Here is a 14,682-nt window from a genome sequence, read left to right as displayed (position 1 = left end):
CCACTGCGATGAATTCTGTTTTCCCCGTAATCGTCGACTGGAGCTTGCTTGCCTATGACCCTCCGGGTTGGGGGCGAGCACTTCTCCTGGGGCTGCTGAACACTTTGCAAATTGCCGTTGGAGGTTATTTGTTTAGCTTGCTGATTGGCGTTTGCGGGGCGGCCGGAAAACTCTACGGCGGGCCGGTCGTGCGCGACCTGCTCGCCGTATACACAACGGTGGTTCGTGGCATCCCTGAACTCGTTCTGCTCCTTATTCTCTATTATGCAGGCACTCAGTTTCTCAACACGATCATGGGCAAACTAGGATATGGCTCAGTCGATATCAGCGGTCTCGTCGCTGGCATCGTTGTGATTGGTCTGGTTCAAGGCGCCTATGCAACAGAAGTCATGCGCGGTGCAATTCTTTCGATTGCTCCCGGACAAATCGAAGCGGGGCGAGCCTTTGGAATGTCACCCGTCAAAGTCATGCGCCGCATCACCGTGCCTGCGATGCTGCCATTCGCCATTCCAGGCCTTTCAAACCTCTGGCTGATTGCGACCAAAGACACCGCACTTCTTGCCGTTGTTGGCTTTACCGAACTCACGCTGGCGACACGACAGGCGGCAGGCGCAACCAAAGCCTACCTGCTGTTCTTCCTCACGGCGGGTGCGATCTATCTCGGCATTACGCTACTTTCGACGACGTTCCTTCGCGCACTCGAACGCTATTTTAAACGCGGTTTCCCGGAGGCTCGGTGAAATGGATATGAGCGTAACCACGCCACGTCTTCCTGCAGTTCGCGACTGGCTCCAGCCGCATCGCATTATACTGCTGGCATTGCTGGCAATCGCTATTGGCCTTGCCGTCTATATGGGCGAATGGGATTGGCTTCCACGCTATTTGCCACGCATCATATCGGGCGTCGGTGTCACTCTTTTCATGTTATTTGGCAGCGTCATCATCGGCTTCCTGCTGGCCGTACCGCTCGGCATTGTACAAGTCACAGGCTCCTGGTGGCTTAAAGCTCCAGCAACCATATTTTGCACGATATTTCGCGGCACGCCTCTGCTCTTGCAGCTCTGGCTGCTTTACTATGGTCTCGGCTCTATCTTCCCGATGATCCCCGGCATACGCTCGTCATTCTTCTGGCCCTATCTGCGTGAAGCATGGCCCTATGGGCTCTTTGCCCTCACCATGTCTTTTGCCGCCTATGAAGGCGAGGTCATGCGCGGTGCTTTTGCGGGCGTTCCTTCAGGAGAACTACAGGCGGGCCGCGCCTTTGGTATGGGGCGTTTTAAAATCTTCCGCCGCATCTGGTTTCCACGCGCCTTTTATCGTGCACTGCCAACGCTCGTTGGCGAAACTGTGCTGCATCTCAAGGCAACACCGCTCGTCGCGACAATCACTGTCATCGACATTTACGGCGTCATAACCAAGGTTCGACAAGACACTCTCCTAACCTATGAACCGCTCTTCCTGCTGGCTGCGATCTATCTCGCACTGACATGCGTCCTTGTGCTTGCCATGGGCCGGATCGAGCGCCGCATACCGGTTAAGGGGGTGTAAGATAAGAACTAATCTCGACACGCTCTGACAAACAGAACAACTCAAATTTAACCGGCAAAGGCGGCGCAAAGGCTCGCACTTTCCGGAACAATGGAACTATGCCCATGCGCGACCCACGTTACGATATATTGTTTGAACCCATTAAAATCGGCCCTGTCACCGCACCCAACCGTTTTTATCAGGTACCACATTGCAGCGGCATGGGTCATCGTTATCCCGATGCCGACCGTCACATGCGACGCATGAAGGCAGAAGGCGGCTGGGGCGTGATTGCGACGCAGGAAACGGAAATCCATCCCACTTCCGATATTACTCCATCCAATCAGGGTCGACTATGGGACGACAAGGACATTCCACGCCTTATCCAGCTGACCGATGCTGTCCATGAACATGGAAGTCTGGCTGCAATCCAGCTCGTGCACAACGGCATCCATATCGCTAACCGCCTGACGCGTCTCTCACCCATTGGTCCATCGGATATCATGGTCGATGTGGAAGATCCGGTGCAGGCGCGCGCGATGGATAAAAGCGACATTGCACAATTTCGCAAATGGCATCGCGATGCCGCATTGCGGGCGAAACGTGCAGGCTTCGATATCATCTATGTATATGCCGGTCATGACATGACGTTGCTGCAGCATTTCCTGCTTAATCGATACAATAAGCGAACCGATGAATATGGCGGCAGCTTTGAAAATCGCCTGCGCCTCTTCCGTGAGGTGATTGCAGACACACGCGACGCCGTAGGTGATAAATGCGCCATAGCAGTTCGGTTTGCCGTCGAGGAGTTTCTGGGCGCTGATGGACTAACGCATGACGGTGAAGGGCGCGATGTGATTGCGGCTCTCGCGGATGAGCCCGATCTGTGGGATGTCAATCTCTCCAACTGGTCGAATGACAGCCAGACATCACGCTTTTCGCAGGAAGGCTTTCAGGAAGATTTCGTTTCATTCGTGAAACCCCTCACCTCAAAACCAGTTGTAGGTGTAGGACGTTATACCTCCCCCGACGCCATGGTCCGCGCCATCAGGAAAGGCATTTTCGATATGATCGGTGCGGCGCGGCCATCGATTGCCGATCCTTTCCTGCCAGCCAAAATCCGCGATGGTCGCATTGATGATATCCGCGAATGCATAGGCTGCAATATCTGCACTGCGAGCGACAACACTGTGGCTCCAATGCGTTGCACGCAAAACCCCACCATCGGTGAAGAATGGCGCAAAGGCTGGCATCCGGAACTCATCCCTACCCTTGAAAAACAGCAATCGGTGCTCATCATCGGTGGTGGCCCCTCGGGACTTGAGGCAGCACGTGCCATGGCGCAGCGCGGAGCCGATGTCATGCTGGCCGATGCCGCACAGGAATGGGGCGGTCGCGTTGCACAGGAATGCAGGCTTCCGGGCCTCGCAGCGTGGGGTCGTGTTCGTGACTGGCGTCTTGGTCAATTGCGGCAGGCACCAAATGCCCAGCTCTATCTCGATAGCCGCCTCACCGCAGAAGACATTCTATCCTATGGTATCCCGCACGTGGCGATTGCCACTGGTGCCCGCTGGCGTAACGATGGCATGGGGCGTGCGCATCGCGATCCACTCAACTATCTCACTGAAGGCGCAACCATTGGCGTCAATGCGTTTCTTGAAAACGGTGTCGACGCACTCACCAATGATGGGCCTGTGGTCGTGTTCGATGATGACCGCTACTATATGGCAAACGTTCTTGCAGAACTGATTGCCTCGTCAGGACGTAAGGTGGCATTCGTAACCCCTGCTCCAATTGTGGCTCCATGGACCGAACACACACTCGAACAGGGCCGCGTGCAGCGTCGTCTGATAGAAAAAGGCATTGAAATTATCCCGCTGCATCACCTTGCAGGACGCACGAAAGACACACTCGATATTGCCTGTTCCTATTCAGGTGCGCATCGCACAATCGACTGTGCGACACTGGTTCCGGTCACCTCCAGGCTCCCGACCAATCAACTCTGGCTTGATCTCATCGCCATGAAAGATCAGTGGGCCGATCATGGTCTGGAAAGCGTCGAGCGTATCGGAGATTGTCTGTCTCCGGGTATTATCGCCGCCGCAACATATGCCGGGCACAGTTACGCACGAAGCCGCGACAATCCTGCTCCCGATGATAATTACGACATGTATCGCTGAGTAAAAATGAAAAGGCAGCGCTCCATAAATAAGCGCTGCCTTTTATGCACGAGACTAGATATTTAGCGCATCATCGCGGCAACATTGCCGCCGTCAACGGTGACAACAGCACCCGTTGAGGTCCGAGCTGAAATGAGGTGCAAAAACGCATCCGCAACATCATTTGCGAGAACTTCTCGCTTGAGCAGATTGCCGCGCATATAGACCTCCGGCGTCACGCCGCGCGCTTGCGCCCGTTCTTCGACCATTTCATCAGTCATCAAACCTGTACGGATACGATCTGGATTGACGGCATTCACCGTAATTCCATCAGCGGCATGTTCCAATGAATATTGCCGCATCAAGGCCATGAGTGCGGCCTTTGAAGTACCATAAGGGCCAAAATCCGGGCCAGGATTGACTGCCTGTTTGCTCACATTGAACACAATGGAGCCGCCTGTTCCCTGACGCTTCATAACATTCACGGCAGCGCGGGCAATGTAATGGTGGCTCCAGAAGTTGAGATCGAATGCCGATTTGAACAACGCGTCATCGACTGATGCGAGTGCGCCCTGAAAGGCTGCACCGGCATTTGAAACCAGAATATCCACGCCGCCATAAGCCGCGACAATATCTGCGATCGCCTGTTCAACGGATTGAGGATTGGTGAGATCGCAAGCAACAGCCTTACCACCCAGACGCTTTGCTTCCGCTGTCACACGCTCCGCATCGATGTCGATCAAAGCAATTTCGGCGCCCTGCTCTTTGAGACGCTCGGCAATGGCAAGACCAAGGCCGCCAGCCCCACCAGTGACGACAGCGACCTGACGGGTAAGTGGCTTTTCTGTTTGTTTGGCGAGTTTAACCTGTTCAAGCGACCAATATTCGATGTCGAAAAGATCTTCTTCTGACAATGCTTCAAACTGATCAATGCCTTCGGCTCCCCGGATGACTTCGATAGTTGCCTCTGCAACGTCTGCACCGATACGGGCCGCTTTTTGGGTCGGTCCGGCAGCAAACAAGCCGATACTGTCAATGTAGAAAACGCGAGGCATCGGATCGAGCATGGTTTTTCCGCCGCCGACACGCGCGTTGTTGCGCTCAAAATAGTCTTTATAATCCGCGATATAAGAGGCGACGCGGTCTTTAACAATCTGCGCCCAGTTCTCAAGATCATAGGCATAAGGGGCAGGAAGAGATACACCATAGCGCTTGATATGGATCACGTGCTCGGGCGTTGCGTTGCCACGGCGAACGAGATCGGTGACATTGGGCGCACCACAGAAATCAAGAATATCCTCACTCGAACGATGCTCCATGATGAAGCGACGCGGGCGACCTTCTTCTTTGCCGGGAAGCGCTATCGCTCCTCTCAAGATCGGTGCAATATCGGCAATTGAAGCAAGCTTTTCTTGGTGCCCTTTGGTGCTGGCACGTCCGAAAGGATGCGGGTTCCCTTTTGAAATCCGCTTTTCAGCACGATCAATCGCTTCAATCATATTCTCATAAGCGATGCGCGGATCTTCCGACCAGGTGAAGATACCGTGCTTCAACAATATCATTCCCGGCGCATCAGGGCGTTCGGCAAATGCCTTCTGACATGCTTTGGACAGATCAAATCCCGGCATGACATAAGGAACGATAATCATTTCAGGAAACAATTCGCGAATGATTGCTTCGCCGTTCGGCTGATTAGTCAGCGCAACAATCGCATTGGCATGGGTGTGATCGACGTGTTTGAAAGGAAGAATTGCATGCAAAATTGCTTCGACAGAAGGATTGGGCGATGACGGATCAAGAAGCAGACGGCGCTGCAACATAACCATATCATCGTCGCTCAACGAAGCGTAGTTCACCATAGCCTTGAGACGTTCAAGGTGAAGCGCGGGCAATCCTGCCGGCTCGATCTTGCCCATATCCCAGCCACTGCCCTTCACACAAAGCACCTCGACAGGTGTGCCATCGTGATCGTTTAGTATTGTTTTGACTGATGTGTTGCCACCGCCATGCAGAACGAGTTTTGGTTCAGATCCCAGCAAACGTGTGGTGTATGTGCGAATGGCAACATCGCGATTGATACCAGCCTTCTCATAAGCCCCAACAATTGCGTTAAAATCCGCATCCGACCAATTTGACTTCATCTGCCTGCTCCTCAGTTGGCAATCTGCTGCCTTGACGCCGCAGACATAGACAAGCGCTCACGGAAAACGTCTTTTCCCATGGCAAAACAATAATTTATGAAGATAGCTCCTCACTCACAGAACAATTGACACTATATACTGACATTAGTCAACTTCCTTGATTGGCTTGTTGATTAAAACTCTTTTCTGTGCGAGTCAGATGAACGGCTAACATCAGGAAATCAGTATGACATCGGACGATCTGACACCGTCTACGCATGCCATCCCGGCTGAGTTTGATGACGCGATTGTATGGGCGGCTTGGCTCTATTATGAGGACCAGCTCACCCAGAACGATATTGCAAAGAAGATGGGCGTTTCTCGCGCCACAATCGTCAATTATCTACAGGAAGCACGGCAGCGCGGGGTGGTGAGAATTCTGATGAATTCGGAAATCCTTGCGCGCACAGAGACCGCACATAAGCTTGCTGCCAGATATGGTCTGGACGAAGTTCTCGTTATCCCGAGTGAAAAGACCGCCTCTCCCGCAACACGACTGCAGGCGTTGGGAACAGGCGGTGCACGCCTTATCGAACGCATGATAAAATCTGGCGACACAATCTGCGTTTCGTGGGGGCAAACAGTTCTCGCAATCGCTGATGCCATCTCGCTTCCGCGGCCTGTTGAAGGACTAACCGTCGTTCAGGTAACGGGCTCATCCATGGGTAAGCGCGAATTTGCGGCCGAGCTTTGCACATCGATCATGGCACGCAATGTCGGCGCAACCAGCGTGAACATGCTGGCTCCGGCCATTTTGAGCAGCGCAGGGTTACGCGATGCCTTGATGGGTGAGCCCGCACTTAAAAGACAATTCGAACTCATTGCTCAGTCAGACATGATCGTCTTTGGCGTCGGCGGACTATCATCGGATAGCACAATGCGCATAGCTGACGTCACCACTGACGAAGAAATTGACGCCTATGCCAAGGATGGTGCGGTTGCAGTGCTGATCTGCCGCTTCCTTGATAATCAAGGAAAGCAGGTTGTCCGCGAACTTGATCAACGCGTGATTGGCATTGAACTTGATGAACTGCACCGTGTTCCGCGCAGGCTCTGCGTTGCCGGTGGCGCGCGTAAGGTGGAAGCCATCCATGCAGTGCTTACAGGTGGCTATGCCACCCATCTCGTAACCGATTTCGAAGCAGCCCAGCTTCTGCTAACGAATTAGAGCTGGAAGCGGCGGATCGTTTTAGACAATCCGCCGCGTTTCCATTACTGCTTGATTGGCGCAGTGTTCATGAAATTCAGCGTATCCTCGAAAGAGCGGATACCAGCATCTGAACCTAGCCCAGTCGCAACCAGGGCTGCGGAGGCCTGCGCGAAATTGAGCGCTGTCTTCACATCCATCTTGCGATGCAAAGCCGTGATAAAGCCCGCATCGAACGCGTCACCACAACCCGTCGTATCGACAACTTCGATCTGGAATGCTGGCTGACGCAGAACCGCGCCAGATGCATCCATGAAGCAAACTCCATCCCCACCAAGAGTAAAGACGCAGTGCTTGACGCCCCGTTCAATAAAGAACTGGCCGGCATCTTCAACGTTTTCTGCGCCCGAAATTTGCTTCGCTTCCTCAATCGACGGCATGAAGTAGTCGATATGCGGAAAGAGAGGAGCAATAAGATCAAGCGTCCCATCATTGGCACCCAGAAGATCGAACGTGGTCGTCCGACCTCGTGCTTTTGCTTCCGCAAGCAGCTTTCGGCTCGGCTCGCCATCCAGCTTTGCCAATAGACCCGTTCCACCAAGATGAATAATTGGCGGTGCCAGAACTGCATCCAGTGCACTGTCGGCAATCTCAAAGTGATCAGATGCACCGCGCGCATGCAGCGCCGGACGATCTCCATTGCGGCGAATATTCAATATCGATGAGGATGTTGGAATACCCTTCAAGCGCTGCATCTCAGTGACATCAACGCCAAAGCGTTGCAAAGTCGCCAGTACAAAATCAGCTTTCTCGTCGTCACCCACTGCACCAACCGCAAGACAGTTGAGGCCAAGCTTGGCAAGATCGACTACTGTTCCGCCAGCTGTCCCGGCCACTGTCAGCCGGATTTCGTCGATAAACTCGACATTGCCACCCGCCGGAATCGCATCCACTGGGCGTCCGAGAACGTCGAGAATATAGAGCCCGATAACGGACACATCGTGAGACATGAGATCCTCCCAGATTTCAGGCGGGAGCGGCCCGCTAAATCCACGCAGACCGTCCCAGTTCTGTTCAATAGAAACGCTTAATGTTTAGGTTTATGCAGCTTGCTTCAGGTTCTATCGCGCAAAGCGAAGATCGTGCCGGCCAGCAGAATGAAAGCTCCAATGATCGCCAGTTGCAGCGTGCTCGGGATGCCCACAAAGATCAGTACATTGCTCACAAGTGTTATCAGCAGCACACCCAGCAATGTTCCGATAACCGAACCCGAGCCACCCGTGATACGGGCTCCGCCGAGCACAACCGCGGCGATAATTTCGAGCTCCATCCCAGCCAGATCAAAGGGATTGGCAAGGCGGTTGCTGGAGACATGAACGACGCCTGCAATGCCAGCCAGCAATCCTGCATAAGCGAAGACGAAAATACGGACACGGAAGAGATTGATGCCGAGACGCTCGGCAATCGATGGGTTACCACCGACTGCGAAAATCGCGCGTCCCATCAACGTGCGCTCAAGGATGAACCATGTCACGAAGGCTGCAACCACGAGTACCAGAACAGTTGCAGGCAGAACCGAAACGACACCGTTCGATGCGCGGTGCGTGAACAATGACGCCTTACCGAAGGCATCCATCGCAGCCGGGATATTCATGAATAGTGCTGTACCAACGAAGGTCAGCAGGAAGCTTCGGATCACATATTGCGTGCCAATCGTGACGATCAGCGATGGTGCCTGCAGTTTCTGCACGAGAAAGCCATTCAGAGCGCCAAAGCACGCGCCACCCAAAGCTGCCAACACCAGAATGAGTGCCATTGGCATTTCCGGGAACAGGTTCGTCACCAGCATCGTCAGCGCATACATGACGAAAGCTGCAATCGCCGTAAACGAAACATCGATACCACCCGACGCCAGCACGACAAGCACACCCATGGCAAACAGACCACGCACGACAGATGCGCGAAGGATGTCCACCAGATTGCTCATCTGCAGGAAGTCGGGATTAGCCGCGATCACCACAAAACAGGTAATGACTGTCAGCAAAAGCGTGAACAGTTCAGGTCTGGCACCCATCAGGTCCCAAAGACGCAGCAGAATGCCACGGTCTTTCGCGCTGGTCTTTTCTGCCGATACTATGTCGGTCATTGCGCGATCTCCTTCGTAATGCTGGCCATCGATGCGTAGATCGCGTCTTCAGTCAGTCCATCGGCATTGTGTGCTGCAACGATACGGCCCTGTCGCATAACGAGAATGCGATCGCAGTTCTGCAAGAGTTCAGGCAGGTCGTCACTGATAATGATAACGCCCATTCCATCGTCAGCCAGACGCTGGATGATGCGGAAAATTGTATCTTTCGAACCAACATCGACGCCGACAGTCGGTCCGTGCAGGATGAGCAGCTGCGGGTTGATCGTCAGCCAGCGACCGATCAGAACACGCTGCTGATTGCCGCCTGATAATGATTGAACGGGGATCGATACATCAGGTGCAACAATCTGCAGATCGGCAACGCTGTCTTCCGCAACTTTTCTGGCACGTCTGCCACTGATCATGCCCAGCGCATTGCGCAAACGATCAAGAATTGGCAACGTAATATTGTCCTGAATAGGCTTTTCCAGAAAAAGCCCTTCTGTAAGACGGTCTTCGGGAACATAACCAATGCCATAGCGGATTGCATCGGCTGCCGATTGCGGTGCGATTGCCTTGCCGTTCAAGCTGATTGTGCCAGCCTTTGCAGGCACAACGCCGGCAAGCGCGAGCGCCAGTTCATTGCGGCCTGAGTCAAGCAACCCGGTGATGCCCAATATCTCGCCCTTCTTCAGGGATAGCGACACCGATTCAAAGTTCTGCCCGTCACTCAGCTGATCAACATCAAGCATCACCTCGCCGAGTTTCGGATCAGTACGATACCGGGTTTCACTGATTTCACGACCTGTCATCCAGTGGCTGAATTCAGCTTTGGTGTGGGTAGCAACATCAAGCTCTGCGACTTTCAAACCATCACGCATGATAATCGCACGGCCACCAAGCGATTTGCATTCATCAAGTTTGTGCGTCACAAAAAGAACGGCGACACCTTTGTTCAGCAACCCTTCAACAACCCGCAAAAGATTGACGACTTCCTGTCGTGTCAACGAGGTGGTTGGCTCATCCATGATGACGAGCCGTGCTTCGGACGCAACCGCACGGGCAATCGCAATAAGCTGGCGCGTTGCAAGTGGTAATGTATCGGTTCTGCGTTTCAGAAAGGCAGCATCAGTTGGCAGATGAACCTCGGCCAAAGCGCGCCTCGCCGTTTCATGCAGAGCCGAAACATTGAGCCTGCGCGCGAGCTTGCCCGATGCTTCAACAAGTTGTTCAGTGAACGCGACATTTTCGGCAACAGAAAGGTTCGGCAGCAATGACAGATCCTGATAGACAGTCTCAATCCCTGCACGCAAGGAACCGATAGCACCAATGTCGCCAGCAAGGGCGCCTGTTGGCTGACCATCAATGAGAATCTGCCCCTCATCGGCAGGCTGTGCGCCAGAAAGGATTTTGATCAACGTGCTCTTGCCACAGCCGTTCTCACCCATCAGGTGATAGATTTGGCCCGCTTCGATAACAAGGCTGACTTCTTTAAGCGCCTTGACCCCACCAAACGACTTCCTGACGTTTCGAATTTCAAGAAAGGGCGGCGGAGATGCAGGTGTTGAATCTGTAGCGTGCATGGAAAATTCCTGAAACTCTCAGACACTTGGTGCGCCGTGCGTTGGTTCAAGGCGCGCAAACTGGTTGGGTGCGATACCGCAGTTTCGGGGCTGCTGTGGTGCAAGGCAGCCCCGAAATATTATCAGACAGGCGGAGTACTTCTTAGAACGGGAAGTTCTTGTAGTTCGACTTGTCTACGTCCACCCAGGCCTGACCCTGCATGATCACGCCCTTGCCTGGTCCCTTGATCACGGTCATCTTCTCATAGCCGGGAACGCCAAGGTCCATACCGTCCTTGATTTCCTCACCCTTGAGAACCAGATCAGCGACCTTGTTCATGACATAGCCAGCGTCTTTTGGATCCCAGAAGAAAATCTGATCAACAGCGCCGGTTTCGAGATATGGGCCGGTATCCTTTGGCAGACCAAGACCATAAACGCAGGTCTTATCCTGAAGGCCTGCTTCTTCAACCGCGCGCCCAATGCCAATCACGTCAATAGCGGACGAGCCCTGAAAGCCCTTGATGTCCGGATATTTACGCAGGATTTCCTTAGCCTTTTCATAGGCCTTGTTGGCGTCGTTAAAGGATTCATTCTTCTCTGCAACCAGTTCCATATCTGGATACTGCTTTGCATTCGCGGCGCCCGCATCAACCCACTGGTTATGCGTCAGGCTGCCGAGCGAACCCACGAAGGACGTCCACTTACCGGACTTGCCCATGCAGTTTGCAAGTGCTTCGTTGATGCGTGTACCGAAGGCCTTGTTGTCGAAGGCTTCAATATCAACATCGACGTTGGTCAGGCTGTCGCCTTCGTGCGCGATAACCTTGATACCGCGCTGAGCAGCGCGACGAAGCACGCCTTCAAGCGCTGATGGGTCCATCGGCACAACTGCAATGGCAGACACGTTCTTTGCAACAAGGTCTTCAAGAATGCGGGCCTGCTGCGCAGCATCTGCCTTAGCTGGTCCGACCTGGCTAGCGTTTACATCGGGATTGTCTTTGCCAAAGGCCTCGACGCCCTCATTCATGCGGGTGAACCAGTTTTCACCGGTAACTTTTACAACCGTCGTGATGGTTGGTTTGTCCTGAGCAACGGCAACACCACCCATTGCAACACCTGCGAGCACTGTGCAGGCAGCCAGTTTGGAAATAATACGCATGTTTCTCCTCCGATTATAATGATGCTTATTGTTGGGTTCATTCCTGAAGGCCTGCAAGTTTCCTCCCCGCTGGGCCTTCAGGGAATTGGTCATCGCCTCAGCCGTAACCAGTAGCCTAAGTGCACCCGCGCTGATGCCAGCAGCACCAGAAGCAACACACCCCAGGCCAGATCGCGGAAGAAGTTGGAAATATTCATGAAATTGAACAGGCTCGAGAGAATCTGCAGGGCTGTTGCGGCAAGCAGCACGCACAAAACCTTACCGTATCCACCTTCCGGCTTAACGCCGCCAAGCACTGCGATAAGAATGGCGATCAGTACATAAGAGCCGCCGTAATCCCACTTCACCGAAGAATTGCGAGCTGCAATGATAATGCCTGCGACCGACGCCAGCATGCCGCAAATCGTATAGGTGATAAGCAACATGCGCTTTTCGTTGATGCCACCATAACGGGCCGCTTTAGAATTGCTGCCCATCAGCATAAGCTTCACACCAAAGGGCGTGTATTTCAGCACAAAGGCCAGCAAGGCAGCGATCGCAAGAAACAGTGCGAAACACATCGGAATGCTCAGAATTGGCATATTGCCGAAATTATCCAGTGGTTCGATATAGCCAAGACTGATTGCTGAGCCATTGGTCAGGAACACTGCGACGCCGGTAAAAACCAGCTGCGTACCAAGTGTCGCGATCAATGGCGTCAACCGCGCGTAGGCGATCATGATGCCGTTGATCAACCCTCCCACAAGGCCCACAGCGAGCGCCAGTCCAGCAAATGTCCATGAGAACAAAAGCGGTGCGTCAGCAACGGGAATGAGGTTGCGAGCCACAAGGAACGCGACAATTCCTGCGAGATTGGCAAGCGCAATACCGGAAAGATCAATACCGCCATTTCCGGAAATCATGGCAAGCATAACGCCGAGCGCCAGCAAACCAAGTTCCGGGACCTGAGCGGCCATAGACTGCAGATTATAGCTGTCCATAAAATTGGCACCGGCAAAAACCGCACCAGCAGTCAGCACTGCGCCATTGATCAAAAGCAGAAAAACAGTCTGCCTATCCACGCCATACGATGACACGTCATCTCCTCCCGATATCAGAGGCTCCCACCTCTTAATTGAACCGGCAATCCATCGGACATTTGGCCCAATTGAACTATGCCACCTCATACTGACATTTGTCAGCCTATGTTGTCGCTTGTCAACACTTTTGTTTAATGCCTGTCAAAAGCCCGGATTTACAGCGTTTCTGGATTATCCACTCCGATCCGACAACGCCTTCCTCCAAAGCTCACCTTCAGTGATAATCAATAATCTTACATTTGTCGACAGCCTATCGAAAAATGTAAGATTATCGATGTGCGTGTCTTGCTGCTTCAAAATCGCATTCGCACTTTGTTTCTGTTTGCGAGAGCTTTTCTGACTTTCATCGTGGCTTATTTGATACGCAAAACCATCACGCAATCATCGCGAATACGCTGGACAAAACGTAGCCACGCACAGGCACCGACGATCATGCCGTGATGCGAAAACAGCCCAGAACTTTAAATTGAATCTACTGACGGCTACGTGCTTTGTATTTTTGTAACGGGATTATTCTCACCGAGCGCACGCTTTACGGCCGCGCGCGCTGAAGCCAGATCCGGCATAACCCAGTTCGGTTCACTGCCAAGGAACTTATCCAGAAATGCAATTGCATAGCCCGGCATTTCTGAGACATTTTCCTTGTAAGACCACCATGTCCGCAACTCATCAGCGCATTGGTCAATATCGGGCACGGTCCCAAACTCCTGCTCCTGCACAGCAGCAATCGCGCAGATACAGTAGTTTGTGTAGAGAAAACCCTCGGGCCAGAAAAGGACAATTTCGTAAAGACGAGCAGAATCTCCCGTCGCGTGTTTGGGCGGTGAAACGACCTTAGCGGGCGATAAACGGATCAGCTCTCGCAACACCAGACCCGCAGCGAAAGTGATGAAATCCTTGCGGTCCACTTTGGCGAAGCGCTTGTTCTGATCGACCAGTTCCACCCAGTTAAGAAAGGCTTCGGTAAGCTGCTTTTCGTCGATCTCGTATTCAACGCCATAAAGCTCATGCAGCAAGCTCGCATGTTTACGGAATGTTGCCCTGAACCAACGCAGCTGGCGCAACCTATGACGCAAATCAGGCATCGATGCCATTTGTTCTCTGAGTAGCAAGTCCATGTTGCGAGCAACCTCCCGTTTGCGAATGACATTATGCGAAACCGATTCAAAAGTCAGGTGTCATTCACTCTCATTTATCGAGAAAATTATACATATTGACATTCCAGAAGACAAATGTTCTCTAATTGATGAAAGACGAACCTGGAAAATATCCGGTCCGTCCTTCGTGGGAGGAGAATAAAAATGGCAATCTGGCAATGGGCTTTGCTGGCGCTCGCCTTGCTTTGGGGCTTTCAGTCTCTGGGGGTCTGGATCCAGATGCGCCACTATTCCGATGTAATGAAAGGCATCACCTCGAAATATTCTGACGGCTTTGTCGGCGCAGGCCACGTGCGGGGACGTTTCGGCAGAGGTGTCATTGTGTTGCTCGTCGTAGACCGCGATTTGGTGGTGCGACGCTTCCTGCAAATGAGTGGACGGACAGTTTTCGCCAAATTTACCCGCCGCGAAGGCTTTGAGGGAATGCGCCTGAGCGAATTGCAGGACAATCCCACAATCGTAGAAGGCACGCCTGATGTGGTGGCTGCTGCCACACAGGCGATGGAACAGATCGGCCGTATAAGAGGTCAGTCCGATGGGCTCGAACTCGAAGGTCTGAAGGCAGTGGGAGCATAGGAGTT

The 14,682-nt window shown here is 53.0% G+C and carries 12 protein-coding genes; 5 read left to right on the top strand and 7 right to left on the bottom strand.

Annotated features, from left to right (window positions below; all coding sequences use genetic code 11):
• Nucleotides 1-8 precede the first annotated feature (8 nt).
• From CEV32_RS02520 to CEV32_RS02510, 3 genes are all read left to right on the top strand, one after another.
• Complete coding sequence (locus CEV32_RS02520; RefSeq protein WP_094573873.1) at nt 9-740, top strand: ABC transporter permease; 732 nt, start codon at nt 9-11, stop codon at nt 738-740.
• 1 nt (nt 741) lies between these two features.
• Entirely contained in the window at nt 742-1,548 is an 807-nt protein-coding gene (locus CEV32_RS02515; protein WP_094573872.1) for an ABC transporter permease, read from the top strand.
• A 98-nt stretch (nt 1,549-1,646) separates the two neighbouring features.
• Nucleotides 1,647-3,707: an oxidoreductase gene (locus CEV32_RS02510; protein WP_094573871.1), complete on the top strand. Its 2,061-nt coding sequence runs from the start codon at nt 1,647-1,649 to the stop codon at nt 3,705-3,707.
• Nucleotides 3,708-3,769: 62 nt separating this feature from the next.
• Here CEV32_RS02510 and CEV32_RS02505 read toward each other — a convergent pair whose 3' ends face one another.
• Nucleotides 3,770-5,827, bottom strand: a complete 2,058-nt coding sequence (locus CEV32_RS02505) for a bifunctional aldolase/short-chain dehydrogenase (RefSeq protein ID WP_094573870.1) — start codon at nt 5,825-5,827, stop codon at nt 3,770-3,772.
• A 226-nt stretch (nt 5,828-6,053) separates the two neighbouring features.
• On the opposite strand from CEV32_RS02505, the gene CEV32_RS02500 reads away from it, so the two are divergent.
• Nucleotides 6,054-7,034 carry a sugar-binding transcriptional regulator gene (locus CEV32_RS02500; protein WP_094573869.1) on the top strand — a complete coding sequence of 327 codons (981 nt, stop codon included), beginning with the start codon at nt 6,054-6,056 and terminating at the stop codon, nt 7,032-7,034.
• A 44-nt stretch (nt 7,035-7,078) separates the two neighbouring features.
• Here the strand turns inward: CEV32_RS02500 and CEV32_RS02495 are convergent, their stop codons facing one another.
• The 6 genes from CEV32_RS02495 to CEV32_RS02470 form a co-directional block, all read right to left on the bottom strand.
• Nucleotides 7,079-8,023, bottom strand: coding sequence for a carbohydrate kinase family protein (locus CEV32_RS02495; RefSeq protein WP_094573868.1), 945 nt, complete (start codon nt 8,021-8,023; stop codon nt 7,079-7,081).
• Between the two features lie 104 nt (nt 8,024-8,127).
• Complete coding sequence (locus tag CEV32_RS02490; RefSeq protein WP_094573867.1) at nt 8,128-9,159, bottom strand: ABC transporter permease; 1,032 nt, start codon at nt 9,157-9,159, stop codon at nt 8,128-8,130.
• Nucleotides 9,156-10,724 (bottom strand): sugar ABC transporter ATP-binding protein, encoded by a 1,569-nt coding sequence (locus CEV32_RS02485; RefSeq protein WP_094573866.1) that lies wholly within the window; start codon nt 10,722-10,724, stop codon nt 9,156-9,158. Before CEV32_RS02485 ends, CEV32_RS02490 begins: the two co-directional genes overlap by 4 nt.
• A 142-nt stretch (nt 10,725-10,866) precedes the next feature.
• On the bottom strand, nt 10,867-11,865 hold the full coding sequence (locus CEV32_RS02480; RefSeq protein ID WP_094573865.1) for an autoinducer 2 ABC transporter substrate-binding protein: 999 nt from the start codon (nt 11,863-11,865) through the stop codon (nt 10,867-10,869).
• Between the two features lie 89 nt (nt 11,866-11,954).
• Nucleotides 11,955-12,941, bottom strand: coding sequence for an ABC transporter permease (locus tag CEV32_RS02475; protein WP_094573864.1), 987 nt, complete (start codon nt 12,939-12,941; stop codon nt 11,955-11,957).
• Nucleotides 12,942-13,426: 485 nt separating this feature from the next.
• Complete coding sequence (locus CEV32_RS02470) at nt 13,427-14,062, bottom strand: hypothetical protein (protein ID WP_094573863.1); 636 nt, start codon at nt 14,060-14,062, stop codon at nt 13,427-13,429.
• Between the two features lie 183 nt (nt 14,063-14,245).
• Between CEV32_RS02470 and CEV32_RS02465 the strand changes: the two genes are divergently transcribed.
• Complete coding sequence (locus CEV32_RS02465) at nt 14,246-14,677, top strand: transcriptional regulator GutM (protein ID WP_094573862.1); 432 nt, start codon at nt 14,246-14,248, stop codon at nt 14,675-14,677.
• Nucleotides 14,678-14,682 lie beyond the last annotated feature (5 nt).

The sequence above is a fragment of the Brucella rhizosphaerae genome, from assembly GCF_002252475.1.
GTDB classification, from domain to species: domain Bacteria; phylum Pseudomonadota; class Alphaproteobacteria; order Rhizobiales; family Rhizobiaceae; genus Brucella; species Brucella rhizosphaerae.
The sequence above is the reverse complement of the archived record's forward strand: the minus strand, read 5'-3'. Positions and strand labels throughout refer to the sequence as shown.